Annotated in this window: 15 protein-coding genes; 8 read left to right on the forward strand and 7 right to left on the reverse strand. The window is 68.6% G+C overall.

All coding sequences use genetic code 11. From position 1 onward, the window contains the following. Positions 1–104 precede the first annotated feature (104 nt). Positions 105–773 (forward strand): GTP pyrophosphokinase family protein, encoded by a 669-nt coding sequence (locus BFN01_RS07695; RefSeq protein ID WP_071643278.1) that lies wholly within the window; start codon positions 105–107, stop codon positions 771–773. A 12-nt stretch (positions 774–785) separates the two neighbouring features. Here the strand turns inward: BFN01_RS07695 and BFN01_RS07700 are convergent, their stop codons facing one another. After that, entirely contained in the window at positions 786–2,018 is a 1,233-nt protein-coding gene (locus BFN01_RS07700; protein ID WP_071643280.1) for an amidohydrolase, read from the reverse strand. 292 nt (positions 2,019–2,310) lie between these two features. On the opposite strand from BFN01_RS07700, the gene BFN01_RS07705 reads away from it, so the two are divergent. Continuing rightward, the gene (locus BFN01_RS07705) at positions 2,311–2,514 is read left to right on the forward strand and encodes a cold-shock protein (protein ID WP_071643350.1); all 204 of its coding nucleotides are present in this window, start codon (positions 2,311–2,313) and stop codon (positions 2,512–2,514) included. 62 nt (positions 2,515–2,576) lie between these two features. Here BFN01_RS07705 and nhaA read toward each other — a convergent pair whose 3' ends face one another. The 6 genes from nhaA to BFN01_RS07730 form a co-directional block, all read right to left on the reverse strand. Further along, on the reverse strand, positions 2,577–3,854 hold the full coding sequence (gene nhaA, locus BFN01_RS07710; protein ID WP_071643282.1) for a Na+/H+ antiporter NhaA: 1,278 nt from the start codon (positions 3,852–3,854) through the stop codon (positions 2,577–2,579). A gap of 123 nt (positions 3,855–3,977) precedes the next feature. Then, complete coding sequence (locus BFN01_RS15800) at positions 3,978–4,280, reverse strand: alanine:cation symporter family protein (protein WP_256221076.1); 303 nt, start codon at positions 4,278–4,280, stop codon at positions 3,978–3,980. Continuing rightward, entirely contained in the window at positions 4,211–4,492 is a 282-nt protein-coding gene (locus BFN01_RS15805; protein ID WP_256221077.1) for a hypothetical protein, read from the reverse strand. Before BFN01_RS15805 ends, BFN01_RS15800 begins: the two co-directional genes overlap by 70 nt. A gap of 100 nt (positions 4,493–4,592) precedes the next feature. Further along, entirely contained in the window at positions 4,593–5,597 is a 1,005-nt protein-coding gene (locus BFN01_RS07720; RefSeq protein ID WP_071643286.1) for a LacI family DNA-binding transcriptional regulator, read from the reverse strand. A gap of 30 nt (positions 5,598–5,627) precedes the next feature. Further along, a complete protein-coding gene (locus BFN01_RS07725; protein WP_071643288.1) occupies positions 5,628–7,289 on the reverse strand; it encodes a glycoside hydrolase family 13 protein in 1,662 nt (553 codons plus the stop codon). 22 nt (positions 7,290–7,311) lie between these two features. After that, positions 7,312–8,238, reverse strand: coding sequence for a 2-hydroxyacid dehydrogenase (locus tag BFN01_RS07730; protein WP_071643290.1), 927 nt, complete (start codon positions 8,236–8,238; stop codon positions 7,312–7,314). Between the two features lie 134 nt (positions 8,239–8,372). Between BFN01_RS07730 and BFN01_RS07735 the strand changes: the two genes are divergently transcribed. From BFN01_RS07735 to BFN01_RS07760, 6 genes are all read left to right on the forward strand, one after another. Further along, positions 8,373–9,962 (forward strand): amidohydrolase, encoded by a 1,590-nt coding sequence (locus BFN01_RS07735; RefSeq protein ID WP_071643293.1) that lies wholly within the window; start codon positions 8,373–8,375, stop codon positions 9,960–9,962. Between the two features lie 23 nt (positions 9,963–9,985). After that, positions 9,986–10,942, forward strand: a complete 957-nt coding sequence (locus tag BFN01_RS07740; RefSeq protein WP_071643295.1) for an ABC transporter substrate-binding protein — start codon at positions 9,986–9,988, stop codon at positions 10,940–10,942. Position 10,943: 1 nt separating this feature from the next. Further along, positions 10,944–11,903: an amino acid ABC transporter permease gene (locus tag BFN01_RS07745; RefSeq protein WP_071643296.1), complete on the forward strand. Its 960-nt coding sequence runs from the start codon at positions 10,944–10,946 to the stop codon at positions 11,901–11,903. Further along, positions 11,900–12,664, forward strand: coding sequence for an amino acid ABC transporter ATP-binding protein (locus BFN01_RS07750; protein WP_071643298.1), 765 nt, complete (start codon positions 11,900–11,902; stop codon positions 12,662–12,664). The genes BFN01_RS07745 and BFN01_RS07750 overlap by 4 nt, the downstream gene beginning before the upstream one ends. A 122-nt stretch (positions 12,665–12,786) precedes the next feature. Further along, positions 12,787–14,100, forward strand: coding sequence for a sugar ABC transporter substrate-binding protein (locus tag BFN01_RS07755; protein ID WP_071643300.1), 1,314 nt, complete (start codon positions 12,787–12,789; stop codon positions 14,098–14,100). Between the two features lie 2 nt (positions 14,101–14,102). Beyond that, positions 14,103–15,065, forward strand: coding sequence for a carbohydrate ABC transporter permease (locus BFN01_RS07760; RefSeq protein WP_083428710.1), 963 nt, complete (start codon positions 14,103–14,105; stop codon positions 15,063–15,065).

Below are 15,065 nucleotides of genomic sequence, written 5' to 3' on the forward strand. Positions count from 1 at the left end.
TGCCACGAGCGGCGACACTACGCCTGCTGACACCCCCGCGCAACACGTGACGTTCGGCCGCCACCCCCAGGGGATTCCGAAGGCGAGCGCGTAGCGTCGAGGACATGACGATTCTCCCGATCGACGACGCCGCGATCGCCGAGGCGAAGCAGCTGCGGGACGCGTTCCAGCGCTTCCTGCGCGAGTACGAGTTCGGGATGCGCGAGGTCGAGACGAAGATCTCGATCCTGCGCGACGAGTTCACCCACATGCACGCGTACAACCCGATCGAGCACGTCAAGAGTCGCATCAAGACGCCGGACAGCATCGTCGAGAAGATCGCCCGCAAGGGGATCGAGGCCGACTTCGACGTGATCCGCCGTGAGATCACCGACATCGCCGGGGTGCGCGTCACCTGCAGCTTCGTCAGCGACGTGTATCAGCTGTTCGATCTGCTCACCCAGCAGGACGACGTGACCGTGCGTCGCGTCAAGGACTACATCGCCGAGCCCAAGCCCAACGGATATCGCAGCCTGCACGCGATCGTCGAGGTGCCGGTGTTCCTCTCCACCGGCCCGGTGGCGATCCCGGTCGAGGTGCAGTTCCGCACCATTGCGATGGACTTCTGGGCGAGCCTCGAGCACAAGATCCACTACAAGTTCTCCGGACGGGTGCCGGCGCACCTCGTGCAGAGCCTCACCGACGCCGCCGAGGCGGCCGGCGAGCTCGACGAGCGCATGGAGCGGCTGCACCGCGAGGCTCACGAAAGCAACCAGCGCGTCATCGAGGTCTGAGGCGCCCGCGCCTCAGTCGAGGAACTCCCGGGCCGCCGTGGCCATCGCCGTGACGCCGACCTCGATCGTGGGGTGGATCACCGGGGCGTAGAACGGCGAGTGGTTGGTCGGGACGTCCCTGTCGACGGTGCCGTTCGCCAGGGCGTCCGCGTACAGCTGCGGGTCGACCCCGCCCCAGAACCAGAACACCAGGGGCACTCCGGCGTCGCGGGCGAACCACGACACGTCCTCGCTGCCGGTGAACAGCCCCGGATCGATCACCGACTGCTCGCCGAACACGCCGCGGAAGGCCGAGACGACCCGCTCGGTGGCATCCGGGTCGTTGATGGTGGCCGGCAGCCGGTGCAGGGTCGAGATCTCGGGCTCGCGCTCGGCGCCGGATGCCGTCGCCTCCGCGCGGATGACGCGCTCGACTCTCTCGAGCACCTTCTCGCGCAGCTGCTCGTCGGGGTAGCGCAGGCTGAGCTGCAGGGTGGCATCCGCGGGGATGATGTTGTTCTTGGTGCCGGCGTGGATCGCGCCGACCGTCACGACGGCGAGGTCGCGCGGATCGACCTCCCGCGAGACGACCGTCTGCAGCCGCATGATCGTCGCCGCGGCCATGACGATCGGGTCGATCGTCGAGTGCGGGCGCGACCCGTGGCCGCCACGACCGTGCAGCACGACCTGGATGCCGTCGGAGGCCGACATCTGCGGACCCGGTCGCACGCCGATGGTGCCCGCGGGCAGGGGGGTGACGTGCTGGCCGAGCACCACATCGGGGCGCGGGAAGCGGTCGAGCGCACCGTCATCGAGCATCGCCCTGGCGCCGGCGCCGTACTCCTCGGCGGGCTGGATCACCACCACGACCGTCCCGCTCCACTGGTCGCGCTCGGCGACCAGTCGCTCGACCGCGCCGATCATGGCGGTCACATGCATGTCGTGGCCGCAGGCGTGCATCACCCCGACGGTGCTGCCGTCCGGATCGACACCGGTCGCGGTCGACGCATACGCGAGTCCGGTCTCCTCGACGACGGGCAGCGCGTCCATGTCGGCGCGCAGCCAGACCACGGGGCCGGGCTCGCCCGAGCTCGCCGACGGGTTCGACAGCACACCCACCACGCCGGTGATGCCGACGCCCTCGTGCACCTCGAGCCCGAGCTCGCGCAGATGAGCTGCGGCGATGCCGGCGGTGCGCGTCTCCTGGAACGACAGCTCGGGATGCTTGTGCAGGTCGATGTAGAGGGCTTCGAGGTCGACGGTCATGCGATGAGCCTAGCCCTGGGGTATCCGTCGATCGGGGCGCAGGCCGCCGCCGCGTGCTAGTGTTGTCGTGTCCCTCCGCCGGAGGCTTCACTCTCAACAGCTGAGCGTCTCTCGCTCCAGCCATCACCCCGATCCCGACCCGCGTGTGAGTGCCGCGGATCCGGATCCCCCCGATCCCGTCGAGCCATGCGCCCCGCGCCGCTCGGTCGGCATCGTCATATCGTGCACGCCGGACAATTCAGCGTGGCACCCCGGTCGCATCAGCGGCCAGATCAACAGAAAGCAGAAGCACATGGCCACTGGCACTGTGAAATGGTTCAACTCCGAAAAGGGCTTCGGCTTCATCGCTCCCGATGACGGCTCCGACGACCTCTTCGCGCACTTCTCGGCAATCGAGGGCAACGGCTACAAGGAGCTCACCGAGAACCAGAAGGTGGAGTTCGAGCCCGAGCGTGGCCCCAAGGGCATGCAGGCGGCGAAGATCCGCGCGCTCTGATCTGAGCGTCGACAGAACCGGCCGGGACCCACGAGGTTCCCGGCCGGTTCTTTTGCGTCTGGTCAGGTCGCCGCGTTCTTCCGGTAGCGGCGGTTGCGCAGCCCCAGCAGGGCGGATGCCAGCAGCGCGGCGCCCACCGACGCGGTGAGGATCGCCACCTTCGCCTGATCGTGATGCGGGTCCGCGACGTCGAAGCTGAGCTCGGCGACGAGCAGCGAGACCGTGAACCCGATGCCGGCCAGCAGACCCACGCCGATGATGTCGATCCACTGCAGGGATGGATCGAGGTCGATGCGGCGCACTCGGGTGACGGCCCAGGTCGCGAGGGCGATCCCGACGGGCTTGCCCACGATCAGGCCGAGGATGATGCCCAGCACCACCGGGTCGCCGAGCGCCGAGAGCCATCCCTCGGCGCCGCCGACGGCCACACCGGCTGAGAAGAACGCGAACACCGGTACGGCGATTCCGCTGGAGAGCGGGCGGAACCGATGCTCGAACACCTCGGCGAGGCCGGGGCCGCTCTGCTTCTCGGTCGCCGCCCGGCGGTGCAGCACGGGGATCGTGAAGCCCAGCAGCACACCCGCGATCGTCGCGTGGATGCCGGACGCGTGCACGAGCGCCCAGGCGGCGAAGCCGATCGGCAGCAGGATCAGCCACGCCGCCGACGGGCGCAGGCGGAAGAACTGACGGTACCGCTGCGCGATCAGGCCGTACGCGGTGATCGTGAGCAGTGCCAGCACGAGCGGCACGATCTCGATGGTGTCGGTGTAGAACACCGCGATGATGGCGATCGCGACGAGATCGTCGACCACGGCGAGAGTCAGCAGGAAGATGCGCAGAGCGCTGGGCAGGTGTGAGCCGATGATGGCCAGCACCGCCACCGCGAAGGCGATGTCGGTGGCGGTGGGGATCGCCCACCCTCTCGCCGCACCGGGCGCTCCGCTCGTGACCGCGACGTAGACGAGGGCGGGCACCGCCACACCGCCGAGGGCCGCCACCACCGGCACGACGGCGGTGCTGAACCGTCGGAGGTCGCCGGCGACGAACTCGCGCTTGAGCTCGAGGCCCACCAGGAAGAAGAAGACCGCGAGCAGACCGTCGGCCGCCCACTGCCCCAGGGTCAGATCCAGATGCCACGGCTCGTAGCCGACCCGCAGATCGCGCAGCGCGAAGTAGCCGTCGGCCCACGGCGAGTTCGCCCACACCAGTGCGAGAGCGGCGGTGACGACGAGCAGGATGCCGCCCGTGGTCTCGGTGCGGAGGATCTCGCCGATGCGCCGGGACTCGGCGCGGGACGAGGTCGGGAACAGCGGGCGCAGGAGAGAGGAGAAGCGCGGCATGCGGGCCTTCCGGGTCGACGGACGATGACGTCGACCAGGCTTCCCGACACTCCTCTTCCACCCTATCCCGCCGCGTGCGGCGGCGCTGAGGGCGGATGCCCGGCATCCGCCCTCAGCCCTGGCTCAGTGCCTGCGACCCGAGACGGGGATCGGCCCCGTGACGCTCAGCTCGTCCTCCCAGCACTGGATGCCCGTGACCTCGGGCATCCGCTCCCGGGTGAACACCGGGTCGAGGCCCGCCCGACGCTGATCGAGGTAGTCGCGCAGCAGCTTGAACGCGACGCCCGAGAGCAACGCGATCGCGATGAGGTTGACGATCGCCATGACGCCCATGATGCTGTCGGCCGTGTTCCAGATCAGGTCTGCCGAGGCGATCGAGCCCAGGAACACGACGAGCACGACGAGCGCGCGGTAGGTCTGCAGCACGCCGCGCTTGGCCCGGATGAACTCGATGTTCGACTCGCCGTAGTAGTCGGGGTGCGGTCGGTGAGCGTGCGGAACATCTCGGGGATCAAGCGGAACTGCACGACACCGGAGCGGAACGTGAAGTAGAGGCCGAGCAGCACCAGGATGGGCAGCACCGCCCAGGACCAGAGCTTGTCGCCGAAGAAGAGCACGAAGTCGTTGAGCGCGTCCATCCGTCCAGTATTCAGTGCCGCGGCGTGGGATCGAGACAGCGCCGAGCGGATCCGGCACACCCGGGGGTCCGGCTCAGCTCCCGCCGGATGCGGGCGGATGCTATACGGGTGCGGTCGTGCCGCGCGTGATGAGCTCGTACGGCAGGTCGGCCACGGCCGCGGCATCCGAGGCGCCCTCGAGCTGCGCGAGAATCGCCGACGCCGCCCGCTCGCCCTGCGCGAGCGGGAACTGATCGACCGTCGTCAGCCCGAAGAACTCACCGAGCTCGTGACCGTCGATACCGACGATCGAGAGGTCCTGCGGCACGCGGATGCCGAGGTCGCGGGCGGCGACCAGCGCGCCGATGGCCATCTCGTCCGAGGCGGCGAAGATCGCAGACGGCCGGGGCCCGGTGCCGCCGAGCAGCCGTCTGGCGGCACGGTATCCGCCGTCGACGGTGAAGTCCGCCGGCTCGAAGAGCGCCGGATCCGGGGTGATCCCCGCCTGCGCGAGCGCCTGCTCGAAACCGGACCGGCGGCGCGACGGCACCCGGAAGTCCGCCTCGAACTCGGCTGCTGCGCCGATGTGTGCGATGTCGCGGTGCCCCAACGCGATCAGATGCTCGGTGGCCAGGCAGGCGAGCGCGGTCTGATCGAGCGAGAGCGTGCGCAGGCCGGGGTTCGGGCCACCGATGCCGATCACCGGCAGGCCCAGCCCCTGCAGCTGCGAGGTCTCGTGCTCATCGAGCTCGATGGCGACGGCGATCACGGCATCGACGCGCTGGCGCCGCAGAAAGGTCGAGAAGACCTCGCGGCGCACGGCGGCATCGGCCGTGATGTTGTACAGCGTGATGTCGTAGCCGGCGCGCATCAGTGCGCTGGTCGCGCCGGAGAGCACCGTGCTGAAGAACCAGCGGTCGAGAAAGGGCACGATGACCCCGACGTTCTGCGTGCGACCGGATGCCAGGCTCGACGCCCGCGACGACACGACGTATCCGAGGGAGTCTGCCGCGGAACGCACGCGCTCTCGCGCGCGCTCCGACACGTGCCCGCGCCCGCTGAGCGCGCGCGAGACGGTCGCCGTCGACACCCCAGCGAGCCTTGCGACCTCGTCGATGCTCACCACATCGTCAGCCTATCCCGGCTGACGATCCGCTCAGCCGCGGGTGAACCAGGCGGCCGTGTTCGGCGGCAGCGCGGTGCCGGTGAACGGCTCGCTCTGCACGACGAAGGTGACGTCATCGCCGAGCTCGATCGGCTCGGCGCCGAGGTTCGCGACGACGTGCAGCTCGCCGCGGCGGAAGGCGACAGCAGAGTCGGCCACGTCGTCCCAGACGAGCGAGCCGCTGCCCAGGCGGCGCGCCGCGCGCTCGCTGAGCAGCTTCTTGTAGAGGTTCAGCGTCGAATCCGGCTGGCGCTCCTCGGTATCGCGCGCGAAGTGCGCCCACTCCGCGGGCTGCGGCAGCCACGAGGCGCCGGTGTCGTTGAATCCGAACGCGGGGCCCTCGGCCGTCCACGGCAGCGGAACGCGGCATCCGTCGCGACCGTAGCGCTCGCCGTTCGTGCGGAACCACGTCGGGTCCTGTCGGAACTCGTCGGGGATCTCCATCGCCTCGGGAAGGCCGAGCTCCTCGCCCTGGTAGACGTACGCCGAGCCGGGCAGCGAGAGCATCACGGTGGTCGCCGCGCGGCCGCGTGACAGACCGATCACCGGGTCGGGCTTGCCCTGCGAGTTCGGGCCGATGCCGTCGCCCTGCGGGCTGTCGGCGGTCAGCGCGAGACGCGAGGCGTGCCGGATCACGTCGTGGTTCGACAGCACCCAGGTGCTGGGTGCGCCCACCGCTCCGAACGCGTCGAGCGATTCGCGGATGACGAGGCGCAGCTCCTGGGCATCCCACGGCGTCATCAGGTAGGGGAAGTTGAAGGTCTGGTGCATCTCGTCGGGACGCACCCAGAGCGCGGTCTTCTGCAGCGTCGGCAGCCAGGCCTCGCCGCACAGCGCGCGATCGCCGTCGTACTCGGCGAGCACGCTGTGCCAGTCGCGGTAGATGTCGTGCACCTCGTCCTGACCCCAGTACGGCACGTTCTCCTCGCCGCCGCCCATCGAGTCGGCGTCGGCGACGGGGGCGTAGTCGGGCAGCCCCGCCTCCTTCATCATCCCGTGCGCCACATCGACGCGGAATCCGTCGACGCCGCGATCGAGCCAGAAGCGCAGGATGCTGCGGAACTCCTCGCGCACCTCGTCGTTCGTCCAGTCGAAGTCAGGCTGGGTGGCGTCGAAGATGTGCAGGTACCACTGGCCCGGAGTGCCGTCGGGCTCGGTCACGCGCTCCCACATGCCGCCGCCGAACACGCTCTCCCAGTTGTTCGGGGGCAGCTCGCCGTTCTCGCCGCGTCCGTCGCGGAACACGTAGCGGGCCCGCTCGGGGCTGCCGGGCGCGGCCTTCAGTGCCTCCTGGAACCACACGTGCTGGTCGGAGGAGTGGTTCGGAACGAGATCGACGATGACCCGGATGCCGCGGGAGTGCGCCGCGTTCAGCATGACGTCGAAGTCGTCGAGCGTGCCGAACAGCGGGTCGACGTCGCGATAGTCGGCGACATCGTAGCCGGCGTCGCGCTGCGGGCTCGTCATGAACGGGCTCAGCCAGATGGCGTCGATGCCGAGGCTCTTCAGATCGTCCAGCCGGCTGGTGATGCCGGGCAGGTCGCCGATCCCGTCGCCCGAGGCGTCGGAGAAGGACCGGGGGTAGATCTGGTAGATGACGGCGGTGCGCCACCACTCAGAGCCGGGTGCTGCCATCTGCTCACGCTGTGCCATGCCCCTACCCTAATGCAAGCGCTTACAGGACGATGTTCACCGGCGGCTCGCCCGCCAGCATCCGGTCGATCTGCCGTCGGACGAGTCGCGCGATCCGCGGATTCATGGCCGTCGATGCGCCGCCGCCATGCGGCGTGATGAGCAGGTTGGGGGCGGTCCAGAGCGGATGCCCGGCGGGCAGGGGCTCCTCTTCGAAGACATCGGATGCCGCCCGGATCGTGTTCGCGTTCAGGGCGGCGACCAGCGCATCGGTGTCGACCAGTGGTCCGCGGCCGACATTCACCAGCAGGGCGCCGGGCGCCATGCGCGCGATCCGTTCGCCGTCGAAGAGATGATGTGTGGAGTCGCTGGCCGGCAGGCTCAGGGCCACGATCTCGGCCTGTGGCAGCAGGGCGTCCAGTTCGTCCATGCCGTGCACGCTCATCTCGCCGACACCCTCGACCTGCTCGGTGCGCGCGGTGCGCGCGACCGCGGTCAGGTCGACCTCGAACGGCGCCAGGCGCCGGGCGATCGCCGTGCCAACGCCGCCGAAGCCGACCAGCAGTACGCGCCGGTCGGCGAGGCTCTCGGTGAAGACCGGCGCCCACTCGCCGCGGTCCTGCGCGCGCACGAACCGGGGCAGCTGCCGCTGCGCGGCGATCATCATGCCGACTGCGAGCTCGGCGGTCGAGGCTTCGTGCACACTCGCGGCGTTCGCGAACGGGATGCCCTCCGGCAGCGCCTCGGCCACGCCGTCGTAGCCGATCGACTGGCCCTGCACGAGGCCGACGTCGAGGCCCTCGAGCGCGCTGAGCACGCTGCTGCCGCCCATGTACGGCGGCACGACGATGTCGATGCGCTCAGCGGGAGCGGGGGAACGCAGATCCCAGACCTCCAGCTTCACATCGTCGGGCAGATCGCCGAGGCCCGCGGCGAGACGGTCGGTGGGCACGGTGACGAGAAGGCTCACGCTTCGACCCTAGTCGCGGGCGGCTTCGCACCGCGATGGTTGCGATTCATACTGAATGCTGTATTCTGCATACAAGAAGCGACGGCGCTTCCAATGGGTCGACGCCGCTAGGACCGCCGAGCGAGAGAGCCGACTTGACCACGACGATCTTCGAGAACGCGCGCGTGCATCTGGATCTGGATGCCGAGGGGTCCATGCAGCAGCCGGAGGCGATCGTCGTCGTCGATCAGCGCATCGCTGCGATCGGGTCGGTCGCCGACTGCCGCGAGGCGGCCCCTGCCGCAGCCGCTCGCATCGACCTGCAGGGTGGCCACGTCACTGCAGCGTTCATCGACGCGCACGTGCACACAGTGCAGCTCGCCACACGCTCCCTCGAGATCGATCTGTCTGCCGCTGACGGATTCGAGCGCCTCGCGCTGCAGTCGGGGGCAGCGCTGCGCGCCGGCGGCCCAGGTTGCACAGACAACGGCTGGCTGCTCGGTGCCGGGTGGAATGCCGGTGCCTGGGACGACCGCCGTCCGGCGGATCTCTCCGCTCTGGATCACGCCACCGGTGCCACGCCGGTCGCGCTGCACTCTGCCGACCTGCACGCGTACTGGCTGAACACCGCCGCTCTCGACCGCCTCGGGATGGACCGCAGCCTCGTGCCGGACGGGATCGTCGCCGAGGCGCCGGCCTTCGCCGTGCAGCATGAGATCGAGCGCAGTATCCGCGGCACGATCGAAGACCGCGTCCTCGGTGTCCTGCACGACCTCACGAGGGCCGGAGTGGCCGGTATCCACGACATCGACGACCGGATCGCCCGCGAGATCTTCCAGCGATCGGCGGCCGAGCGCGCCCTGCCGCTGCGCGTGCACAAGCTCACCATCGACGCCGAGCTCGACGAGGTGTCGGACGCCGGCATCCGCACCGGCAGCGGAGACCAGTGGCTCGACTACGGCGGGGTGAAGCTCTTCTCGGACGGCGCGCTCGGCTCGCACACCTGCCACCTCAGCGAGCCGTTCGCCGATCTTCCGGACAGCACAGGCATCGAGGCGATCGACACGGTCGACCTGCGGCGGATCATCGCACGCTGCGCATCCCGAGGATTCTCGACGGCGATCCATGCGATCGGCGACGCCGCGGTGCGCAATGCCGCTGATGCGCTCGTCGCATCGCGCGGCCCGTCGGGCAGCGTGGGCGCACCGCACCGCATCGAGCACGCCCAGCATGTGCGCCGCGAGCACCTCGCCCTGCTCGCTCGCAGCGGAGCCGTCGCCGTGATGCAGCCGGAGTCGTGCACGTCGGACATTGACATGGTCGAGCGGCGACTCGGCGGACGCGACCTCGTCTCCTACGGCTGGCGCACTCTCCTCGACCACGGAGTGCCGGTCGCCTTCAGCTCCGACGCGCCGGTCGAGGGCATCCACCCGCTGCACGGCATCCACTCGGCCATCACGCGCGAGCGAGCCGACGGCACCCCCGCCGGCGGGTGGCAGCCGCACGAACGGCTGACCCGGTCCCAGGCCTGGCGCGCGTACACCGTCACCGCCGCCAGAGCGGCCGGGCACGTCGATCGCGGACGGCTCGCCCCCGGCATGCTCGCCGACTTCATCGTGCTCGACCGCGATCCCCGCACCGTCGACGCCGCCGCCCTTAGCGACGCCCAGGTGGTGCGCACCGTCGTCGGCGGAGCGACCCGATGGGACGCGCACGACCCGCACCAGCCACCCGTCACCCAGTGACAGCCACACAGAGAGATGAACACATGAACACCACGCAGGCCAGAGTCGTCCTGACCGCCGCCGCCGTCGCCGGCGCCCTCATGCTCGTCGGATGCGGAGGCAAGCCGGTCGGCGCCACCGATGCGAACGACGGCGGCGACACCGCCGCCGCGGCCGTCGACATCCCGGCCGGCGACCTCGCCGCCGACGTGCTGAAGGGGCTCGAGGTCGACCCCGAGCTGGCCGAGCGCGTTCCGGCCGACATCAAGAAGAACGGACTCACGGTCGCCACCGCGGACGGATACCCGCCGATGGAGATGTTCGATGAGGACGGCAAGGCGATGATCGGCGTCGACATGTCATTCGCCCGCGCGCTGGGCGCGCTCTGGGGCGTCGAGGTCACCATCGAGAACTCCGATCCGAACGCGATGGTGCCCGGCGTCGCCTCCGGCCGCTACGACATGGTCATCTCGGGGCTCAACGACACCGAGGTGCGCCGCGAGAAGGTCTCGTTCGTCGACTACGCCAAGTCGGCCGGCGCTTTCGTCGTCGCCAAGGGCAACCCGAAGGGCATCAAGACGCCGGACGACATGTGCGGGAAGACTCTCGCGGTGCTCGACAACGGCTACTACATGCAGCTCGCCGAGACGTACAGCGAGGACTGCGTCGCGTCGGGTGCCGAGAAGATCCAGATCCTCGGCTTCGCCAACGATCCCGAGGCGCTGCTGCAGCTGCAGAACGGGCGCGCGGATGCCGGGATGAACGACTTCCCCGTCGCGCAGTACCGCGTGAGCCAGTCGGACGACAAGCTCGAGGCCGTCGAGATCCCTGGGGAGGCGCTGTTCGGCATCGGCATCGCGCCCGACGCGCAGGAGCTGATCAGTCTGACGCAGGACACCATGAACCAGCTCATGGACGACGGCTCCTACGCCGACATCCTGGAGGCCTGGGACCTCGCCGGCATGGGCATCGACGAGGCGACGATCAACATGGGCAACTGAGATGACCGCCTCGTCTCCTGATGTGACGCGTGCGGCCTCCTGGCCTCACGCGGGCAACATCGTGCGTCTGCGGCACCCCGGTCGCATCATCGTCGCACTCGTCTGCATCGCGGTGGTCGCCGGGTTCGCGTACGCGCTGGCGGTGAATCCGCACCTGTCGTGGGCCGATGTCGGCTACTACATCTTCTTCCCGAAGATCCTCGCCGGCGTGGGGGTGACGATAGCGCTGTCGATCATCTCCACGGTGATCGGGCTCGTGATCGGCGTCGTGCTGGCGGTGATGAAGCTGTCGTCGAACCCCGTCGCCCAGCTGCTGAGCACGCTGTACATCTGGTTCTTCCGCGGCACACCCGTGCTGGTGCAGCTGATCTTCTGGTTCAACCTCGCCTTCCTGTTCCCCACGCTGGTGCTCGCGATCCCCGGGACGAGCATCGGGTACGAGTGGGACACGAACACGGTGATGACGGGCTTCAATGCGGCGGTGCTCGGCCTCGCCCTGAACCTCGGCGCGTACGCGGCCGAGATCGTGCGCGCCGGCATCCAGGCCGTCGACCTCGGGCAGTCCGAGGCCGCGAGCTCGCTGGGGATGACCTCGTCCCAGCGCCTGCGCATCGTCGTGCTCCCCCAGGCGCTGCGGATCATCATCCCGCCGTTCGGCAATGAGTTCATCGGCATGCTGAAGACGACGTCGCTGGTCTACGTCGTCGCGGGCAACGACCTGATGACGAACGCGAGTCAGATCTACAAGGAGAACAGCAAGATCATGGAGCTGCTCATCGTGGTGAGCCTCTGGTACATGCTGCTCACCGCGATCGCCACCTACCTGCAGAGCAAGCTCGAGAAGAAGTTCGGCAACAGCACGGTCGTGCCGGCGACGAGGCGGCGCACATCGCTTCCGTCCGGAGACGGCGGGCTGTTCAGGACCGGTGTGATCCGGGTGCCGACGGAGGATCTGAAATGACCGAGAAGATCATCGTCGCGGAAGGCGTGCGCAAGTCGTTCGGGCATGCCGAGGTGCTGCGAGGCATCGACTTCACCGTGGAGCGAGGGGAGGTGGCGTGCATCATCGGCCCGTCCGGGTCCGGCAAGTCCACCTTCCTGCGCTGCCTGAACGCGCTCGAGCGCATCGACGATGGCGTCATCCGCGTGAACGGCGAGACGGTGGGGTACACCCGGCGGGAAGACCGGTTCCACGAGTGGCGCCCGAAGGACTTCGCGCGATTCCGACGGGACATCGGCATGGTCTTCCAGCGGTTCAACCTGTTCAACAACATGAACGCTCTCGAGAACGTCATCTGCGCTCAGGTGAAGGTGAAGGGGATCTCCCGCGCGGATGCCGTGGAGAACGCGCACTATCAGCTGGAGCGCGTGGGCATGCGCGACCATGCTCACAAGTACCCGAGCCAGCTGTCGGGCGGGCAGCAGCAGCGCGTCGCCATCGCGCGGTCTCTGGCCATGCAGCCCGCCGTGATGCTGTTCGATGAGCCGACCTCGGGTCTCGACCCGGAGCTGGTCGACGAGGTGCTCGAGGTCATGAAATCGCTCGCCGAGGCCGGCATGACGATGGTGCTGGTCACGCACGAGATCGGATTCGCGCGCGAGGTGGCCGACTCGCTGACGTTCGTCGACGGAGGGGTGGTGGTCGAGACGGGGAGGCCGAGGCAGGTGCTCTCGAGCCCGTCCAGCGATCGCACACAGCGCTTCCTGTCACGAGTGCTCTGACCCCGCCTGCGGTCTCGGTATGGTCACGGCGATTGACAGCGGATGTGTTCTGTATACAAAATACTTAGGTCCCACTCCGTGGCCGGGCCACCGGCTCTTCCAATGACGAAAGAGGTGGCGGCATGCTCCGCTCCAAGTATCGGAAGTACCTCGCCGGCATCGCCGTCGGCGCGCTGACCATCGGCCTCGCCGCCTGCAGCGGTGGCGGCGGTCGCGCCGGAGGCGTCGACGCCGACGGCAACGCCACCGTCGTGTGGTCGACCTGGGGCACGGCCGACGAGCTGACCCGTTTCGAGGAGTTCAACAAGGACTTCATGAAGCGTCACCCCGACATCAAGGTCAAGCTGCAGCCCGTGGCCGCGTACGGCGACTACCACTCGAAGCTGCTCGCGCAGCTGACCAGCAACACCGCTCCCGACGTGTTCTACATCGGCGACGACATGATCGGGCAGTTCGTCGACTCCGGCCGTCTGATGCCGCTCAAGGAGCTGATGGATTCGAAGGACAGCAAGACCAAGCACGACGACTTCTTCCCCGGCCTGTTCGGCGCGGCCGAGAAGGACGACGAGGTCTACGCGGCCCCGAACGACTCGAACCCCGACGTGCTCTGGTACGACAAGGAGGCGCTGAAGGCCGCAGGCGTCACTGAGGACCCGGCCACGCTCGCCGAGAACGGGGAGTGGACCACCGATAAGTACCTCGAGATGAACGCCAAGCTGCACGACGCGAAGCTCACCGGCTCGATGTTCTGGAACTACTGGGCGACGCACTGGAGCTGGCTGTCGTCGCAGGGCGTCGACGCGCCGTACGACGACAGCGGCGCGTTCGTGGGCAACAAGGACTCCGACACCGTCGAGGCGATGCAGCAGCTCGGCGACCTGTTCCAGGACGGCACCTTCGTCGTCGCCGACACCCTGCCCGACGGCGCGGGCGCCGACAGCGTCTTCGTCACTCACAAGGCGGGCTTCTTCGTGCAGGGCCGGTACACAATCGGCACGCTCAAGTCGGCCGGCGTCGAGGACTCGTACGACATCGTGCGCTGGCCGACCCGCGACGGCGAGCCCGCTCCCACCGGCGTCGCCGCCTCGTACCTCGGCATCAACGGCAAGACGAAGGTCAAGGACGCCGCGTTCACCTTCTGGACCGAGTTCCTCAGCGCCGAGGGGCAGATCTTCCGCCTGAAGGGCGGCGGCAACGCCGTGCCGTCGATCAAGGGTGCCGACGAGGTCGTGCTCGAAGACGGCTACCCCGCTCACGCGCAGACCTTCCTCGATATGCGCGACGTCGGCTTCGAGGACTACTCGGCCGAGGCGCGCGTCCCCGGCCTGCCTGTGGCCATCAGCGAGGAGTTCCAGAAGCTCTACGAGGGCAAGACCGACGCTCAGCAGAGCCTCGACACCGTCGCGAAGCTCGTCGAGGAACGGTCCAAGAAGTAACCATGGCTCAGCTCACCGAGGCAGGACGGATGCCGCAGGTCACCCCTGCGGCATCCGCCCAGCCGATGCGCAAAGAGGCGGCGTGGCGCCGCCGCGACCGACTCTGGGGCTACGTGTTCGTCGGCCCGCAGCTGATCGGCATGGGCCTGTTCGTCGTCCTGCCGTTCGTCGCGAGCCTCGTGCTCGCGTTCGCGGACTGGGACGGCCTCGGTGAGCTGACGTGGGTCGGCGTCGACAACTTCGTCGACCAGCTGCAGGACCCGCTGCTGGGCCGCTCGATCCTGAACACGCTGCTGATCGCGATCGTCACCGTGCCGATCGGCCTGGCCCTCGCGGTGATCGTCGCCGTCGCCCTCGAGCGGCTGAAGACGCGTGCCCTGTACCTCGTCCTGTTCTTCTCGCCGGTGGTCACCGCCACCGTCGCCGTCGCCATGATCTGGCAGCAGATGTTCCGCGTCGACGGCGTGCTCTCGACCACCATCGCGAAGGTGTTCGGCATCGACCCGCCGAACTGGCTGCAGGACCCGCGCCTGGCGCTGCTGGCGGTCTGCATCGTGACCATCTGGTCGTCGCTCGGCCTCAACGTCGTGATCTTCCTCGCGGGTCTGCAGAACATCTCGCCGTCCGTCATCGAGGCCGCCCGCATCGACGGCGCAGGCGCCGTGCGGCTGCTGCTCAGCATCCGTCTGCCGCTGCTCTCGCCGATCGTCTTCTTCTCGTCGGTGATCGCGTTCATCTCCTCGCTGCAGACGTTCGACATCGTCTACGTGCTCGTCTCGGGAGGCGGACCCGACAACGCGACCCGGACGATCGTCTACCACATCTACGACCTCGGCTTCGGGCGGTTCGAGTTCGGTCCGTCGAGTGCGGCGAGCATCATCCTGCTCGTGCTCACGCTGGTCATCACGGCGATCCAGTTCGCCGCACAGAAGAAGTTCGTGCACTACGAGGACGATCCGGAATGA

It is taken from the genome of Microbacterium sp. AR7-10 (genome assembly GCF_001878835.1).
Classification (GTDB): domain Bacteria; phylum Actinomycetota; class Actinomycetes; order Actinomycetales; family Microbacteriaceae; genus Microbacterium; species Microbacterium commune.